The sequence below is a fragment of the Halorubrum aquaticum genome, from assembly GCF_900113615.1.
Classification (GTDB): Archaea; Halobacteriota; Halobacteria; order Halobacteriales; family Haloferacaceae; genus Halorubrum; species Halorubrum aquaticum.
Genome location: NZ_FOPZ01000003.1, coordinates 1 through 17,703 on the forward strand (window position 1 = coordinate 1; position 17,703 = coordinate 17,703).

The 17,703-nt window shown below is 56.4% G+C and carries 13 protein-coding genes; all 13 read left to right on the top strand.

Going from position 1 to position 17,703, the window contains the following annotated elements:
• Positions 1-408 precede the first annotated feature (408 nt).
• Positions 409-2,298 (top strand): hypothetical protein, encoded by a 1,890-nt coding sequence (locus tag F3H10_RS03390; protein WP_149783443.1) that lies wholly within the window; start codon positions 409-411, stop codon positions 2,296-2,298.
• Positions 2,298-3,362 (top strand): hypothetical protein, encoded by a 1,065-nt coding sequence (locus F3H10_RS03395; RefSeq protein ID WP_149783444.1) that lies wholly within the window; start codon positions 2,298-2,300, stop codon positions 3,360-3,362. The genes F3H10_RS03390 and F3H10_RS03395 overlap by 1 nt, the downstream gene beginning before the upstream one ends.
• A gap of 31 nt (positions 3,363-3,393) precedes the next feature.
• On the top strand, positions 3,394-4,143 hold the full coding sequence (locus F3H10_RS03400) for a DUF6339 family protein (protein ID WP_149783445.1): 750 nt from the start codon (positions 3,394-3,396) through the stop codon (positions 4,141-4,143).
• A 211-nt stretch (positions 4,144-4,354) separates the two neighbouring features.
• On the top strand, positions 4,355-4,837 hold the full coding sequence (locus tag F3H10_RS03405; RefSeq protein ID WP_149783446.1) for a hypothetical protein: 483 nt from the start codon (positions 4,355-4,357) through the stop codon (positions 4,835-4,837).
• 847 nt (positions 4,838-5,684) lie between these two features.
• Positions 5,685-6,065, top strand: a complete 381-nt coding sequence (locus tag F3H10_RS03415) for a DUF7344 domain-containing protein (RefSeq protein ID WP_149783447.1) — start codon at positions 5,685-5,687, stop codon at positions 6,063-6,065.
• Positions 6,053-6,550, top strand: a complete 498-nt coding sequence (locus F3H10_RS03420; protein ID WP_149783448.1) for a hypothetical protein — start codon at positions 6,053-6,055, stop codon at positions 6,548-6,550. The genes F3H10_RS03415 and F3H10_RS03420 overlap by 13 nt, the downstream gene beginning before the upstream one ends.
• Positions 6,550-7,434, top strand: coding sequence for a hypothetical protein (locus tag F3H10_RS15925; protein ID WP_223174187.1), 885 nt, complete (start codon positions 6,550-6,552; stop codon positions 7,432-7,434). The genes F3H10_RS03420 and F3H10_RS15925 overlap by 1 nt, the downstream gene beginning before the upstream one ends.
• Positions 7,431-8,669: a PD-(D/E)XK nuclease family protein gene (locus tag F3H10_RS03430; protein ID WP_149783449.1), complete on the top strand. Its 1,239-nt coding sequence runs from the start codon at positions 7,431-7,433 to the stop codon at positions 8,667-8,669. The genes F3H10_RS15925 and F3H10_RS03430 overlap by 4 nt, the downstream gene beginning before the upstream one ends.
• Positions 8,662-12,216 (top strand): UvrD-helicase domain-containing protein, encoded by a 3,555-nt coding sequence (locus F3H10_RS03435; RefSeq protein WP_149783450.1) that lies wholly within the window; start codon positions 8,662-8,664, stop codon positions 12,214-12,216. The genes F3H10_RS03430 and F3H10_RS03435 overlap by 8 nt, the downstream gene beginning before the upstream one ends.
• A 157-nt stretch (positions 12,217-12,373) precedes the next feature.
• Complete coding sequence (locus F3H10_RS03440) at positions 12,374-13,813, top strand: tyrosine-type recombinase/integrase (RefSeq protein ID WP_149783451.1); 1,440 nt, start codon at positions 12,374-12,376, stop codon at positions 13,811-13,813.
• Between the two features lie 786 nt (positions 13,814-14,599).
• Positions 14,600-16,003 carry an ATP-binding protein gene (locus F3H10_RS03445; RefSeq protein WP_149783452.1) on the top strand — a complete coding sequence of 468 codons (1,404 nt, stop codon included), beginning with the start codon at positions 14,600-14,602 and terminating at the stop codon, positions 16,001-16,003.
• Between the two features lie 446 nt (positions 16,004-16,449).
• Positions 16,450-16,632, top strand: coding sequence for a hypothetical protein (locus F3H10_RS03450; RefSeq protein WP_149783453.1), 183 nt, complete (start codon positions 16,450-16,452; stop codon positions 16,630-16,632).
• A complete protein-coding gene (locus tag F3H10_RS03455) occupies positions 16,625-17,281 on the top strand; it encodes a recombinase family protein (protein WP_149783454.1) in 657 nt (218 codons plus the stop codon). The genes F3H10_RS03450 and F3H10_RS03455 overlap by 8 nt, the downstream gene beginning before the upstream one ends.
• Positions 17,282-17,703: the final 422 nt, after the last annotated feature.

The window sequence follows — 17,703 nt, forward strand, 5'->3', positions numbered from 1 at the left end:
AACAGCGACGTGCGACTCATCTTTATGAAGGTCGATTCCGAGGTAGTACATGGTTCCTGTGAGGCGGTTTGTGCGTGAAGGGAGCCACACCTATTCGGGTTCGCCGCCCGGATGCTGACGGCATCCGGGCGGCCTCCCATGATAGTGCGTCCTTGGCAGGTAGGCCAATCAGAGCCACGCGTTCTATGACGCTGTTGAATCATCGGCCTTTGACCGCCCCAGTGCCTCTTCACGCACGCTGGGGACTTAGCAGGCTTTCATCCCATCAGAGCCCAACGGGTGGATTCTCCCGGCAACGTACCGCACAAATTTATGTCGGCTGGGCGGCGTTGTGCCAATCATGAATTGTATCGCACACTTCTCCCGTCTCCCTGCGGTCACTTCCGCTAACGTCAGTGGGGTGTCGTGATGAGCGGTCAGTGGGGCTTCACCACGTCTCGGCCGACCGATGCTCGATACGGTGACGACGTCGCAAAGTACGCGATGTCGCACGGTGAACCCGGGCTGAAGACTTTCGTCCGAGAGGTACTACAGAACTCGAACGACGCACGGTTGGACAACGATCAACCAGCACGGGTGACGTTCAAGCTGGAATCCTTACAAGACGACGAGGCAATTGAGTATCTCAGGGCACTGGATATCGAGACGTGGTCTGACCACGCTAATCTAGCGACAGACACGGAGAGCGGGAAGCATATCGCTGAGGCGATCAAACGGATACAAGACGAAGAGGAGCTCCGGGTTCTGACTATTGAGGACGAGAACACGGAGGGACTCCTCGGTGAAGAGAACGCCGACGAATCCAACTTCACTGCTCTCGTTCGGGACGTTCTATTCAGCAGCAAGTCGGGAGACACCGCCGGCGGGAGTTATGGTCTAGGGAAAGCTGTTCTCTGGCTGTACTCGGGCCTTTCACTCGTCATGTTCAACTCCACGCTGAGCGAACCTGACCCGGAAGACCAGTCCCCCCGGCTGATCGGTCGGACGCGCTTGCCAACACACAAGTCTGAGGACGGAGATACGGTCTACCAAGGACACGGTTGGTACGGTAGTCTGAACAGCGACGAGGAAGGTGCGAGACCCGAGTCTATCTGGGGAGACGAATCCGAATCGATCGCAGATGCCCTCCATTTGAGCCGTCCGGACGTACCGGGAACGAGCATCCAAGTCGTGGATTTCCGTGTACCCACAGCGGAAGAGCGACTGGATAACGAGGAGTTAGCGGACCAGATCACGGAGATGGCAATCGAATGGTTCTGGCCCGCGATTTATCGTGGTGATCTGGAGGTGGCAGTTGAAGTAGAAGGCGAGACGAAGCAAGCAAGTATCGACGAATATCCCCAGTACGAACCCTTCACGACCTGTCTAGACGACCGAGATGATTCGGTCAGCCAACTGGACGAACCTGGAGATGTAGCTCAGGAGACGATCTCACTGAACGTACCCGAGAAGAGTGACGGCGGTGATGGTGCAGACGGCCAACTTGATTTACTAGTTCGATATGCAGATTCGGGCGAGTATCAGCATCGGAACGAGGTAGCGTTCGTCCGAGGCGCGGGGATGGTCGTTGAGTACTACGACCGAAATCGAGTCGTCGTTGGAAACCAAGACTTTCACGCCGTCCTCCTCGGTGGCCGTGCACGTACGTGGGGGACTGATGAGAGCTCCCGAGACGCAGACACTATCGTAGAGGAATTCTTGACCGCTGCAGAGCCGCCTCAACACGACGAGTGGGTACGAACGGAGACACTGGCGAACTCCTACTCTCGGGGATTCCGGACCGCAGTGGAGGGTGTCAAATCCGACGTGACCGAGACGTTACGTGGACTCGTCGCACCGGACGTTGACCGAGGCACGACTGGACCTCAGCGTCTGGGGAACCGGTTCAAAATCGGAAACGAAGCAAGAGGTGGTCGAGCTGATCGTGAGTCGCCCAGTAGCCAGCGTGTTACCGGAAACACGAACATCTCCTTTGACGAGGTGTACACACACTGGTCATTCAATGGTGAAGTGGAACCCTTGAGCGACCGAAACGAGATACGGGCGGTGACCGTCTCACTGATCCGGATGGCTGAGGAAAGAGCGACTTCGGATCGTCTCCCGGTACAGAACATCTCGTCAGATACGGCCGGCGTTTCGATATCGCTTCCGGAGCAGAATGGAGTCCAAGTAGGTCGGCTGGAGCCAACTTCTGGCACATCGAAAATCTCCTTTGAGGGAGTTTCGACAGAAGACAATAGACAGGTTGAGACCAGATTGAAAGTGTCGGTTGACGTGGCAGAGCGGAGGGAGAAATAATGGCGACTGTCAACGAGGGAGTTGAAGGTACAGAACCGGAAGAAGAAGAAGATGTCCGGACCGGTAGCTTAGTCAGCCAGTCTCTTCCGCATAAGTACCGAGAAGAAGCGCTGGAATTCGATGTTGATTCTTTTCGTCTAGATGGATCTCCACTCAGTGATAGAGGTGAACTGGATGAGGATGATCAGTTCCTGTCCTTGGTGGACGAGGGTAACTGGGAGACGTTGGAGTTGGAAGGTACGGTCGCCGTGGATCAGGACACTGTTGAGGAGGTCTTCCCGTTTGACGAGTGGGAGGGGACGCCAGGTCGCCTGGCACTGGTGACGGAGAACCCCCTCGCAATGAGTCGAGATCGGCAGATACTCGCCGACTCTCCCTTCAATGGAGGTTCCTACGAGTTCACTCTGTCCATCAACCGTGACGACTACCGTGGGCAGGTGAAGATCAAGCCGTTCCTCACCAGAACCGAGAAAGGTGGATCTGGTGGATCAAAACACGCGTCTAAGGTCGGTTCACGAGTCGCTGACGGCATTTCGTGGATCGTCCGACTTGACGAAAGGGACGACGGCGGAAGCCTTCTCATGCCGATCATTGAGGACTTCAGCGACTACGACAGCTTCCCCGACGAGAATCACATCCACTATCTCAGCCTAGAGGCACCTCGGAACCCACAGCTCTACCTGAACAGAGAACATCCACAGGTGGTTGAGGTTCTGAACAACACGGGATACACGGGTGGACCTCCCCGACTGCGAGACGTACTCTATGATTACATTGAGCACTCCGTCTGGACGCAACTACTGTTACAGACAGCACGTGATACGAGCCCAGACACCGGCGAACCAGAGTACGGCTGGCAGGAAGACGTATTAGACATCTTCTTAGATGATTTGTATCCGAACCTTGCAGACGACGAAGCGGCGATTCAACTTGCTGAAGATGTCCGGAGTCACGTTGACATTCCGGATCTTGTTCAGCGGATCGGGCGTACGGTTCACCAGCAGTACGATATCCCGTCGGATACCACGAATCTGATTGAGGAGGCGATCCAGAGTGACGACTGAGCTTTACCACTTACAGAGTGCAGCCCATCCGATGATCGACAACCGATTCCTTGCGGGTGACCGCGAGCTCACGAAGGATGACCTCCGTCCGTACTTACAGCCGCTAGGTCGATCTATAGACCTAAGTCCGGTAGACGAGCGAATTGAGGAGATTCGAGCAGACGATGACATTGACGCCCAGGATCCTCTCATTGACGCCGAGTTAGCACCCACACTCCACCGCACTCTCGATCTGACACGCAACGAAGCAGCAGACGCTGGGCTGTGGCACTACCTCTGTATCGTTCGGTTCCCAGAGTTCGTTCACTACCGGTGGGATCATGTATTCGATCCGGAGAGTCCGGACAATATGGAAGAGAAGTTTCTGAAGGCCGGTACGGACGCCTACTCCAATGCACTGCACCGGATCTGGTGGGGTGCTGAACTCACCTACGAGGAGGCTGACTCAGGGGCGGTTGAGGATCGGGACTACAGTCGAACGAAGCAGGTCCTCGGTTTTCAGGAACTCGCCAACGATATCCTAGACCACGATTTCGCACGATACAGTCCTGTTACGCACGCCTGCGGCGATCTCCTCTGTCACGACACACTAAACGAGATCAAGGAAGAGGACACGTATGGTGATCCCCCCTCTAACAGTAACATCGTGAGTCGAACCACGACGCTACTCCGGGAGGAGCTGACAGTCCGACGTGTAGAGATGATGGACGAAGACAATATCGTAGAGACGATAGAGGATCTACGTGACGACGTGATGCGTGGGGAGGCCGGTTGGTCGTAGCGTGAGATTGAGAAGCTACACAAACATGAGGATGCTATAGAACACTTCACAAGATGTTGTTTTCACTATCTTCTATCCAAACCACCTGGTAGAATGAACTGCGTTTTGATTAATAATAGTGAATCATGTCATTTTCAGGCGTTTCGATTGTATCTGAGAACCATCAGTGTCAAGAAATTTCTTGTCCTACGGAACTATTGCGTATAGAGGTATGGCAGTCAACATCCAATTCGGAACGCTGATTCTCGCCCTTACAACTCTCATAGGTGCGTTTGTTGGTGCGACCGTTCGGATTCTTTGGCAAATAAGGAACGAGCAGAAACGTCGGGAGAACTTACGACGGGCAATTTGGGCGGAGATGATGACAATGCGACCCTACCTCTCGGGTAAGCGGGGCCCTGAAGACCAATTCCTCCGGAAGACCGTCTACGAGTGTAACGCGGATGATCTTGGGCTTCTCACAGAGAATGAGGTCGAAGCTATTGTAGCCTTTTATGGCTCTGCGACGAACGTACAGCGAGCTAGTAACTCGTCCAAAACCGACCATATGGAACCGACAAATGTTCCGACTGCGATTATGAATACAGGCGTCCAACAATGGTTTAATCACGCCGTAGAGCAACTCTACCCCTATGTAGATATTGACGATGATCTTGAAGATATACAAATTTCCGCTACACTAAGCTATGGATAGCTTTATTTTCTGAATGTATTGAGCGATCCGTAGGTACCCTGTATTGAGCGATCTTGATCCGGGTGTTGGAACATTTCTATGACACCCTCAAACATATCTAGACCTCTTCCAACTTCTACCACCCGCCAGGGACGGTGCGGCTCATACGAACCACATACACGTCGTCCTTGTTGTGAACGATGCGGGGCTTGTCCCAGTCTGGAGCAGGCACGTCCGGTAATTCGTTGAGCGCGGCGCGGATTGCTTCGCGGCACGAGTCGCTACGCAGAAAAACGATCGCTACGTTCTCGCCGTTAATGAAATGAATGTCATTTCGTCCATATCTATAATCACGTTTGGGTGATGACTGTGGTTTATCGCCATTTCCGAACATCCCGATGCAGTCATCGAAATTCGCATCGATTATATTCACAAAGAATCCTTTGTGGCTGATCAATCGGAAATACTATTCTGATTTAATATACAAATAGTTTTTATAATGAATGCATTACCCAGAAGTGGCTGAAAACGCCCCCGGTGCTGAGACACCGGGAACATCGCTGCCAGCTATGACAGCAAACGACACTAATCGTGTCGGGAGTGATAACTCTGACTCTCGGGCCCCCGAGAGTGCGGAGATCGTCTCCGAACACGATACACGATACAGACGAATCGTCGAAGAAACACGCGCCGTTGGCGGCACGACGACGCGCAGAGATCTCGTTGCGAGAACCGATCTTCCTCCAGCGGATCTGGATACCCAGCTTCGGAAGTTGACGGATAGCGGTTACGTCGATCTGATCGGTGAGTCTGAGCACGAACTGATCGTGCTCACACACCGTGGCGAACGTCTCACTGGAGGCCAGCGATGACGGGTCCCGACGAAGGTTACGGCATACCGATCGATCCGGACGACGCGTTCAGGGTGATGTCCAACAGCCGTCGTCGGCAGGTGGTCTTATCGCTTACACAGTCGGACGAGCCGCTCACTGCCTCCGAACTGGCCCGTGAGATTGCCGCGATAGAGAACCTCGTCGATCCGAGTGAAGTGACAGGAGAGCAGCGAACGACCGTCTACGTCGCCCTGATTCAATCTCACCTAGAGACGCTGGACGATGTTGGTGTGGTGGATTACGACGAAAGGGGGAAGCGAGTCAAGGCGACCCGAGCTACGCAGCCGATCGCCAGTCACATCCGAGAAATCACCCGCGTGTGCTACGAACCGGAGGGATCCGAATGCCCCGTGTGAATGACGACGATCTAACTGGGGAGCTGGTGATTCGGAATCTGACGTATCAGTTCGACCGGACGCTCCAGCTGTTGGAGTGTCTCACCGTGGATAACGGTGAAACCGAACCGTTCGTCAGCGTGTTGGGATCCTACTCGCAGCGGAAGGTGGAGTTTGCTGCGGAACAGGCACTTACCGGTTGGTCGCTACCGACGGATACGACCTGTAGCGAGTGTGGTCAGACTCTCGGTCCCTACGAGCCAGTCACAGTCGTAGCCCGAAGACCCTTGGAGTTACTCACGTGGTTTCTCGACTCGTTTGTCTGCGACGAGTGCGACACGACGCTCGACCCCAAACCGGACAGTATGGACGTGATCGCGTCCGCGTGGATCACCAAATGGGACGACCCCGAGTACAGGCGACCGATGATGCTGAGCGAGATTACTGTCGAGGAAGCGAGCGGGACCCACTATCGCGGTGACGTGGATATGGAGGTCACCGAGTGATGACCGACAACGGTTCAGGCAGGGACGCTGTAGCAACGGGAACGACGAGTCGTCGTCGAAAAACAATGGAAGTCGAACGCAGCCAGGTCGATCGGATGCCGGACCAACTGACGGTTCACGTAGGTGGCGAAGACGCCTTGTGGGAGCGGGCTCAGCGGTGTACCCAACCGATAGAACTCATTGTCTCCCCCGTTGAGCTCCATCAACGGAACCTTCAGCGCCGGCTACGAGAGGCGAACCTTCCGAAGAACGCTTTCTCTTTCGAAGATCCCGTCGGAATAAGCAATCAGATACTAGATCAGACGAGGGGATCGACGACGACCATCGACCGGATCGATCGTCTCAGTCTGCTCCGGTCCTTCTTCGACGGATCGACGCCTGATGAGGAGATGGAAGTCTCTCTCCCACCCGGGATTTCGTCTCGCGCTCCACAACAGATCGAGCAGATCCGCACGGAGGTCGAGACGATCACCAACTTCCACCCCCAGCGTGTCGCAGCGTGGCGAAACACGGCAACCGAAATCTACCATCCAATCGACGAAGAGGCCGAGGTGTTTCTCGAAACCGCACTCGCCGTGGAGCGTCAGCTTCGAGAGCGAACTACAAAGGCTGTCTCGGAGACCGGCCTCATCCGGCGTGCGACTCGTTCGCTGGTACGGACGGACGGATCCGTCTGGGAGGAGGCGTACCCGGACATCCAGCGTGTCTCCCTGCTCGGTCTCAGCAGTCTCTCCGCTCCACACACGGACTTGGTACACGCGCTGTGTGCGACGACGCCCGTTGAGGTACACGTTCATTTTCGATCCGGAACCGGGGAGTACCTGCAGAGCCGGGTCGAGAGCCTCCTCGATATCACTAATCCCGGAACTGAGGTGTTCGAATGACGTCTTCGAATAGACTTGCGCTCTCCGGGACAATCGAGACACCCGACGTTCCGACTGTTGAAATCGTGTCGCCGACGCGTCGAGAGGAAGCACGATGTGCGATGGCCGTCGTATCCGAACTCCGTAATCGGGACGTGCCGATTCGGGATATCGCCGTCGTGGTTCGAGACCTCGACCCGTACGAGGAACCGTTGTTCCGTGCGGCGGTCCAGTACGGCATCACGCCCGTGTTCTGGACACAGTTGCGGGTGACGAGAACCCGACCGTACGCACTTATCGCGGCCGTCTGTGAAACTCTGGCGGAGGATAGCACCGACTTGGAGACGCTGATTCAGCCACTCGAACTCGGCTGGGCACCGCCCGAAGCAGGGTCCGAGACGTGGCCGCTCTCGCCGAGAGAGCTGTATCGATCGGTCGAGCGACTACCACGTGATGCCCGGACAGCTTCAGAGTGGAGCGAGATCGTCGAAGCGACCGACGGTGTAGATACCCGACTCCGACAGTTCGCGGAGTGGGTTTCGGACGCTCCGAATCCGGAACCGGAGTCGATCGCTTCGTTGCTTGACGACGTGGTCGAAGCGTACGCGGAACACGGGCTTCCAGAGACGAAAGCCGTGGATTCGCCGGCGTTACTCGAAACGGAACTTGATGCTCGCGCGGTCGTCCGCGTTCGGACGCTGGTTCAGCAGTTGCGACTCAAGTTCGCTGATCGGCTCGAAGAAGGCACCGTCGCACGCTCCTGGGGCGACGTCGCCGAACTCGCTGGTGTGATCGCTACACAACGGCCAGGCCGCCGGGAGCACTCGAACGCTCGGGCGCTGGACGTACTGGAGGCGAACGACGTGTGGGCACTGGATATTCCGTACGTCATCACCCTCGGGTTAACGGACGACCAGTGGCCCCAGCCACCACAGTCCCTGATTCCCCCGGAATTTCGAGAGGCAGTTCTGCGCGGAGACGAACGGGCGGAGGTTCTCGCGCCGCAACCGGTGTGGGCTGGCGGCCGAGACCGCGACCAGTTCCTAGACACGCTTCGATCGGCGGGCCGGTGCGTCATTCTGTCGAGACACACACGAACGGCTGAAGGCGACGACGTGCCACCTTCACCGCTCCTCGATCATCTCGATCCGGAGCGCGTCACCGAGGAAGCGAGACGACGGCTGGTCGGGACTGAGCGTGACCTTCCACCGGAAGTGCAGGGATTCGTCAAGGAAACGGAGGAGCCGGATGAGTGACGACACTGGCGACGGAGATGTGGACCCGATCGTTCTGCAGGACGCACAGCGAGCGATACGAGAAGCGTACTTCGACTACGAAACCGGGCTCTTCACGCTGAACTGCGTACCTGGCTCCGGAAAATCGGTGGTCGCCCATCACCTCGCTGCAGAAGATATCCTTCGTCGATACGTGGCTGGCGACCCTACGCCGGAGCTACACGTCGCGGTGGTCTCGTTCAACCGCGATGAGGCCGCCGACATCATTCCGGAGGTCTGCGAGAGACTGGAGACGATCGTTGAACACGACCTCGTTCCAGTCGCGTCCGATATCTCCGACGAAGAGCTACAGTACCTCCTCCAGCGCATCCGACAAGCCCCCTACGTTGGAACCATCGATGGGCTCCTGCGTAGTATTCTTCAGGATATCGCTCACGATGCCGGCTTCGACGAGATGCCGTCGGTGGGGAACGACGCACTGCTGAACCGAGTCCACCGTGACTGTTACGAACGGCTTCAGAGTACCCCGGACTACACCGAACGACTTGACGCTCTCGAAGCAGCATACCCCGATGGAGAGTACGACGACAGCGTCGCCGAAATGCTCGAAGCCGCGCTCACGTTCTGCCGCGACCAGCGCATCTCGACTGCGGAGTTCCGGGACGAGTTGGAGCGGACGCGCGACTCTACGTATCCCGGTGGAAAACCGGACTCGTTTTCCGATATCGTGCGGTCGGTCGAACGGTTCGCCGGCGACGATGAGGCCGTCGGCGAACGGATTAGAGACGCGGTACACGAGTTGGACCGCGACCGGCTGCTCGAAGCCGACCGCGAGCTGTACGAGGCGTGGTGTGACCGGATCGACGACTTCTGTACGGTCCTTTCGGCGTACCGTGCCGCGTATCGTGAGACCGTCCGTGACTACGGTGTCGTCGCTCACACCGATGTCGCCTATCTCGTGGACGCCTACTTTGACGACACGACTGACCGGTCGGAGCTTCCCGAGCCACTCCGCGCTATCGACGACTCGCACCGAACACGAGTCCTCCAGCGGTACCGGTCACGGATCCAGAGCCTGATCATTGACGAGGCCCAGGACGTTTCGGCCATCCAGCACGCAGCGCTGTCCCATCTCGTGACTGACGACTCACGCGTGTTCGCCTGTGGAGATGTTCTACAGGGAATCTACCTGTGGCGGCACGCCGACCCGACCTGGTTCGACGCCGCAACGAGGGGAGGCGAGTACCTCGGCGTTGACTGGGACACACACGAGAATCGGACCGCGACCACGACGTATCGGTGTGTCCCCGACATCGCTGCGGGTATTAACGCGATCGCCGAGCCGATGGTCACCGATCTTGCTCGTGGGAATATCGGTGACCTGGACACCACGTACGCACGGTTGGACGCGGCTCGTGACGGTACCGACGAGCCATCGGTACACGTCTCCTCGTTCACCGGCATCGGTCACCCCGGATCGGAAGCGTGGGCGAATCCCGATGGAGAGGTCGGAGAGGCGAACATGCTGGCGACTCACATCTCACGAGGGTTCGCCGACGGTACGTTCTGCGACGACGAGGGCGAGCCACTGGATGTCACGGTGCTGTTCCGACGTGGTACTCGAATGCCAGAGTACGAGAAAGCGTTCGCTGCGGAGGGTCTCCGCGTCCACACCACGGGTGAGGGGCTATTCGACTGTCCTGCGGTCGAAGCTGTGTTTGCCGTCTGCGACTGGCTAGAACACCCTGGCTCTCCTGACCGTACGGAGACTCTTCTCACCGAACCTCTGCTGGGTATCATCGAGGACACGGAAGCGTTTGAGGCCCACTCCTGGGATCTAGACCGTGTACTTAGCGAAAATGTACTTGACCTCACAGAGACGCAACGGCGGACACTGCGTGCTCTGCTTCGGCTCCGTGATCGAAGTGACGTCTTCCAACGCCAGCCGGCCAGCGTGTACGTAGAAGAAATCGTCGAAGCGCTCGAACTGAGAGCCGATCCACAGAAGATAGCCACTGGAAGTGGACCCAAACAACGAGTCGCCAATCTGGATGCGCTCGTCGAGACTCTCTCCCAGTGGGAGGGTGAGACGCATTACACGCCGGCCGAATTGACGGACCTCGTACAACCGTTCCGCGACGATCCCGACGATGGTCCGACGCAGCCGAGTACGACGGCAACCACGTACGACGTCGAATTCCGAACCGCACATAGGGCAAAAGGAGATCAAGACGACGTCGTCGTCATGGCTGACCCCGGATTCGACGTCTGGTCTCAAGGCCCGCATACCCAGCGGTTCATCACGCAGGCCTCGATTGCGGGACTCGCACCACCGACGGACACAGATATCCCCCGTGACATCACGATTCCGCCATTCGGGTGCGGACTTTATGAGGCACCGGGCGGGTTTGACCGTGACACCGGCCTTCGCTGGGCGACTGCCCATTGGTTCGACTCCGTGTCCGATTCAGCGCCCCGTGACGAACTCGTCGGCTCCGAACGTCTGTGTCGCGTCGCGGCGAACGAACGCGCCGAAGCATGGCGCTTGTTGTACGTGGTGCTGACTCGTGCCCGGGACCACCTCGTCGTACCGCTACCTCGCTCCGACTTTGAGGGAGACCAATCACGAGATCGGTGGCTCGACACGATCCGTGAAGGGATCGAATTCGATCAATCCGGCACCGACTCGTACACGCTCGAACTCGGTGCCTCGGATCCGAACGCGGATGATATCGAGATCGGCGTCAACGACGCTGACTTGTTCACAGAGTGGCGTCCGACGGGAGCCCCCCCGACCAACAACGGAGTTTCGGTAACTCCGCCACGGCGAGGCGATCTTGAACGGTGGATCCCCCGGTTCCTCGATCCTAGCACGATGTATCCACTGACGGAGTCGCTGGACGAGCACATCATTCCGCATCTGCTGGGTGAGCCGCTTCACACCGAGACGAACGATGTCCGTGACGACATTCCGCTACAGTTCGACGAGCTGGGTCCGGAAGACGTGGGATCCTGTTTACACGAGGTTCTGACTACGACCGTCGAACGCGAGGTCTCTGAAGAGACACTCGATTCGCCGAAGGACGAAGTTCGCAACGTGTTCGACGACGTCATTGACGACCGCGCTCCGCGAATCGACGACGACGAACGTGACGGACTGTTCACGTTCTTCCGAGGGGAAGTCCTCGACGACTTCCTTGCGTCCGACCTCTGGAGTCGTATTCAACGGGCCGAACGCGTTTCGGTTGAGCGGCCTGTCGATGGGCTCCTCACGATCGACGACGTCGAAATCGAAATCCACGGGACGATCGACTTCATCGTCGAGTCACCCACCGGAGAACGGCACGTGGTAGACGTGAAAATCACACTGACGGACCCAACACCGGAAACACGACGACGGTACGAGCTCCAAGTGGCAGCCTACTCGTACCTCCTCGAACAGCAGCAACACTCGAAAACCTCCGTACATCGGACTGTGGAGACCTTCGGAGTCGAGCGTGAGACAGTAGAGTCGTCGTGGCCGTCGGACGTCGTGAAACGGAGACTCGCTGCTCTAGTTCGACAGTAGCCGCCTGAGTGGCGACGATCCCACTTCACATCTACCGGACTGAAACCCAACGCGAATGACTTTCATGAAGAATCGCCCCAAACGCAAACCGGACCGAATGAATACTTCTCTGTCTCACGGCTGACCCTTTTCCCGCAAACGCTCATATGAGGTGTGCATGACGAACCCAAACGCCCTTCCGTCGGCCGATAAAGCCCTCAACACGGACGCCTACTTTCGACTCTATCAGGGCGCGCTCCGGATCAAGGACCCAAGTGCACGACTCGCCGCCTGTTATATCATCCTGCTCGCTGGGCGACTTGGACTCCGCCTCCAAGAGATTCAACACCTCCGTGAGGAGTGGATCGACTGGCGACGCGGCGAAATCAAGATACCCAGCTACGATCCCTGCGGCTGCAAGCGGTGTTGGCTCACTGCCCGCGACATCTGGGGCCGCCGCGGCCTATCGGAGCTCCAAGACAAAGGCGAGTGGGATGGTGACATCAAGTGGCGGGACCTGAACGCAGACGCCCGCGACACCGTCGTTGAGAAGGCGAGCTATTGTCGGCCAGAGAGCTTAGAGGACATCCTCTACAGCGAGCGCTGGGAACCCAAATACGACCGGTCAGCACGTACCGTCCCATTCGGGTGGTCTGAACGCATCACTGCGTGCCTCATAACATTCTTCGACCACAATGACTGTCTCCAACACCAGCGGTACTCGGTAAGCCGACTGATTACGAAAGCTGCGGAAAACGCCAACGGCGTGGACCCTGATGAGCTGTCTCCCCATCCACTTCGAGCGACCGGTCTCACGTTTCTTGCGGACATTTCTGTTGACCCGAAGATGCTATGCGACCTTGCGGGTTGGCAAGATATCCAGACCGCTGCCCGATACCTGCGGGAGAGTGGCCGCATTACAAGCCACAAGGTATACTCGTTGCTCGGAAAAGAAGACGAAGCTCCGCCTGTCGTGCCGTCCGAGCCCGAGTATCAATATCCAGTCGTGATGAATCCGGTTCCGTTTGAGGGGGAGCCGTTCGCGCCGATCACGCCAGACGGAATTCGGTTCGACCGAGATGTCCGGCTTGCCCGCCATCATGAGCAACGTGATACCCCGATTCGGCTCGTCCATCCACGCGAGGCTTCGCTCCCGTACAACTATGCTGGCTTCCCGGACGTAGACGATCTGAGTTACGATCCCCGGAAGCACGATCTACCTGGTCATTTGGATTGGGATTCCGACCGCGTTCAGTTTGACAAAGGTGAACCTGTGACGACAGCGACGACGATTGCAGACCTTGAGGACCCTCACCGTGTAGATCCAAGTGAGCATGCGCTACCGGAAGAGTACCGTGCGGAGACAGTGGACACCCGGCTGTCGGACTATCTTGACGAGGACCACGACAGCGACAGGTTGGCGGCTACAACCTTCACAGGTGCGGCCGTGTTCACGGCTGGAACTGTGTGGTCGCGGCTTGGTCGGGAGTGGGATCAATACTGGATGGCTGGTGGGGGTGCTGTCCCAGACGGAAAACGACTGGCGAAGGGAACAACCGCGTACATCATGCTGGTTGTGTGGCCACTAGCGGTGAATCTCGCGTTCCTCTTTCAGTAGATAGGGATTCGTGAAATTCTCAGTAGGGGATAGTCTTCAATAACGTGCTGAATACAGGGTTCGAGTCTTGGACGACATTTCCTGTAGATTGAACCAAATTGAATCGGTCAATACAGTTCTGGACCGAGTCATAGCGTGGTTAAGCATTTATATCGTCGTCTAATCATAATTCACTATGCCAGATGCGTGGATTAGCCTGTCACTACCTTCTGTAGTCTGGCTTGCTTCGGCAATCATAGCCGTAGCGTCTCTTGAAACGAGTGTATTTGGGGTAATTGGGGTCTTGGCTTGGCTTGTATTCTTGGGCGGGATTATCGCGTTCTTCGCCTTCATTTTTGCATAATAGTCATGATGATAGTAACGAAAATGCACACCTCTACCAACTGATTCAGCACAGCAAACCCAAACAAACGAAGTCATTGAGCTATACGGCCTCTGTATTCCCAAATTTTCCTATCTGTTTCTGATGGTTTCAACGGACCAATAGAGCGTTAACCGAGTGCGCGCCAGGTCCTCGTCAGAGAAAGGTATTTACGTATCAACATTATCAGCCGTGCGGGGTAGTACGATAGAGTGCACATCGTCAGCAAGCAGACGTTCTAACTATCGAGTCTTATCAGGCACCGATACTGAACTGCCAGGGTGCCATTTCCGATCGAGACCCCATTACCTAAATAATGATTATCTAGGGTATGAACAGGGACCGGATTATTTCTCTCGATCCCTATTCCGAAGATCACCTTCCAAAATAACTAAGTCATTATCTGGATAATCATTAGGTAGCGAATGGCCTTCTACAACAGGAACAATGAACTGGAGGCTCTCAACGCGGCATTCGAGTCACCGGGCCACGACTTCTACGTCATCTATGGTAGACGGAGGATCGGGAAGACAGAACTTCTAAAAGAGTTCTGCCAACATCGGTCTCACGTCTATTTCCTCGCCTCTCAGGAAGCCGAGGAACGACAACGAGAGAAATTTGTTGAGCAAATAGCGGATCACTTCGACGATCGCGTACCGAGAATCGACGGATGGGACGAGGCTCTGGAGTACTTGGGAGATAAGATCGCGGATAAAGATCTCATCGTCGCCATTGACGAGTTCCCATATCTCGTCGAAGAGAACGATTCACTCCCGTCCTACTTCCAGTCGTTCGTGGACGAGCATCTGCAGGAAACGGACTCGATGCTCGTTCTCTGTGGGTCAAGCATCAGTACGATGGAGTCGGAAGTGCTCGGTCACGAGAGCCCCCTCTATGGTCGTAGAACTGGACAACTCAACGTCCAGCCGTTCTCGTTTCAGCAGGCACGCGAGGTCATCCTGTATGATATTGAGGACGCGATTCGATCCTATTCGGTCACCGGTGGGACGCCGATGTATCTTACCCTGTTCGACTATTTCGACTCTTCTCCTGCTGAGAACATTCGATCTCACATCCTCTCGCCGTCGGCAGTACTCTACAATGAGCCGGAATTCCTCCTTCGGACGGAACTACGGAGTCCAGCACGCTACATGAGCATCTTGGAGTCAATCGCCCTCGGCCACACAACACCGAACGAGATCTCGGGGGCGACCGGGATCGACTCGGGGCCCCTCTCGAAATATCTCCGTAAGCTCCAGCAGCTGCGGCTCATCGATCGGGAAGTACCCGTGACCGCATCGGCGAAGAAGTCGAAGCGCTCCAAGTACTACGTCGCGGACGAGTTCCTCCGGTTCTGGTTCCGTTACGTCGAGCCGAACCGATCGAGTATCGAGGAAGCACCGGCAATCGTATACGAGAACACGATCGAACCTGACCTCCCGAACCACGTCGGCGAGACGTTCGAAGACATCTGTCAGGAGGCGATCTGGGAAGGTATTCGACGCGAAGAGTTTGAGCAGTACTCGGAGCTCGGCCGGTGGTGGTACGGTGAGAATGAGATCGATATTGTCGGGCTCTCGCCGACAGACGACAGAATTCTCTTTGCCGAGTGTAAGTGGACCTCTGAGCCGGTTGGCCGGGGACTCGTCGAAGACCTCCGTGCGAAAACCGAATACGTACGGTGGGGACCGGCTTCTCGGACTGAACGATTCGCGTTGTTTTCGAGGAGCGGGTTCGTGGAGGGACTCGATCAGGAGTTGGATGATGCGTGGTCGCTGTTCGATGTTAGTGAAATTGACCGAATCTTAGGAAGACCAACCGAGATCTGACGTTCACCTATCGAGTAACGTTTCGTGCGCAACAGATGCTACATCACAGTTAAATTGGATCACAGAGTGGTTGGTGTCGCTCATCGGAGTCACATCAGCCGAGACGATCGGCGAAATCGACTGCTGCCTCCGTATGGACCTGGCCGTCATCGTCTTTGAAATCGATAAGGATCACACCACTTGGGACCCGTCCTTGTGTCTCAGTTTCAGACACCTCGACCGATGAGTACTCTCGATAAATACGCTCGATGGTAACAACGCCGTGATTGCTGTGTTCGCGTTGAGTATGTGTGACAAGATCCATGTTTTAGAGTCGGCACCTCTGGTGATTAACTTGGCTCCGTGATCTGGGACTGTGGCTCCCGCTTAACTGTCTCAGAAAGGTGGGTTTCTGAGACACACCTAATTAACACTAAGTGTATGGCTACGATTAGTACTAATTACGCATGCCCGAAACCACCGTCACGAAAACGACGTCGAGGAGTGGCGACCGCGAGATCGTGCAGTACAGAACGACCGTTCCCAAGGGGCTCGCTGAGTCGTTCGACTTGGAGGGGAAGAAACTCGACTGGGAAGTCGCGTCTGGGAACAAGTTCGAACTGACGATCGTGGACGCTAAGGATGAGTGAAACAGCTGTCGGCTACATCCGTCTCTCGCAAGACGGGAAGTCGCTGGAGCGCCAGCACCGTGACGTCAAGGAGTACGCTGACGCAGAAGACTTCGACCTCATGAAGGTGTATAACGAGGGCCGACACGCCTCTGGCTTCGACGAGGACCGTGCGGAGTACCAGTCGCTACTGGAGCACGTCGGTGACGGCGACGTCGCCGCTGTCGTCGTGCCGAACCTCTCACGCCTCTCACGCGATCGGAAGGAACGTCTCCGGCTGCTTTTGGACCTCGACGCCACCGACGTGGAGCTGCACTCGCACGAGCTCGGGCGCGCAGTCAATCTCGACGACGACTGGGAACTCGTGCAACAGTCGATCAAGGCGACGACCGATGACGTCGAGAAACGAAAGGAGATAGAGCGCTCGAAGCGGGCAACGAAGGAGAGGATCGAGAACGGCTACGACCACGGTCGCCCGCCGATCGGCCTCCAGTTCGACGACACCGGTGAGTATTGGGTTCCTAGTGAACGGTTCGACGACGTCTTGGATGTCATCGCTCTCCGGAAAGACGGTGTCTCGTGGAGGAAGATCGCTACTGAGACGGGTGTCGCCAAGGACACCGCTCGTCGTGTGTGGGACAGGAAGGAGCGCTATTTGGCGGAGAAATGATGGCACCCAGATCTTAGTCACCGCTCTCACTACTCATAATATTCATCTTGTACGGTTGCCATTAGTTGGTGTCTCTGTGCTTGAGAGTCGTGTGAGAGCTAGTATGTGGTCTCTGGCGAGGGGGGCTGCCTCCACAGGATGTATTCAGTCCATTATTCGAGGACTTCTGAAAACAATTGACCGATGGGGGGAAATTGTAGGGCTGGTTTACGCGTTCCATTCTGAGTTATGGTCAGGCCACGCGTGGCCCGGTTGTTGCGTGTCACTTACGTTTCGATACTGGAACTCCGCTTGTCGAAGGTCTTGGCGCTCCAGATCCTTTTGGAAGAACTCGGCCGCACTCAGCTTCTCCTTGATACTCCTCGATAGCCGTCGCATCGTTCGCTTATCCAGATTAACTGACTCAGCGAGACGTTTGAAAT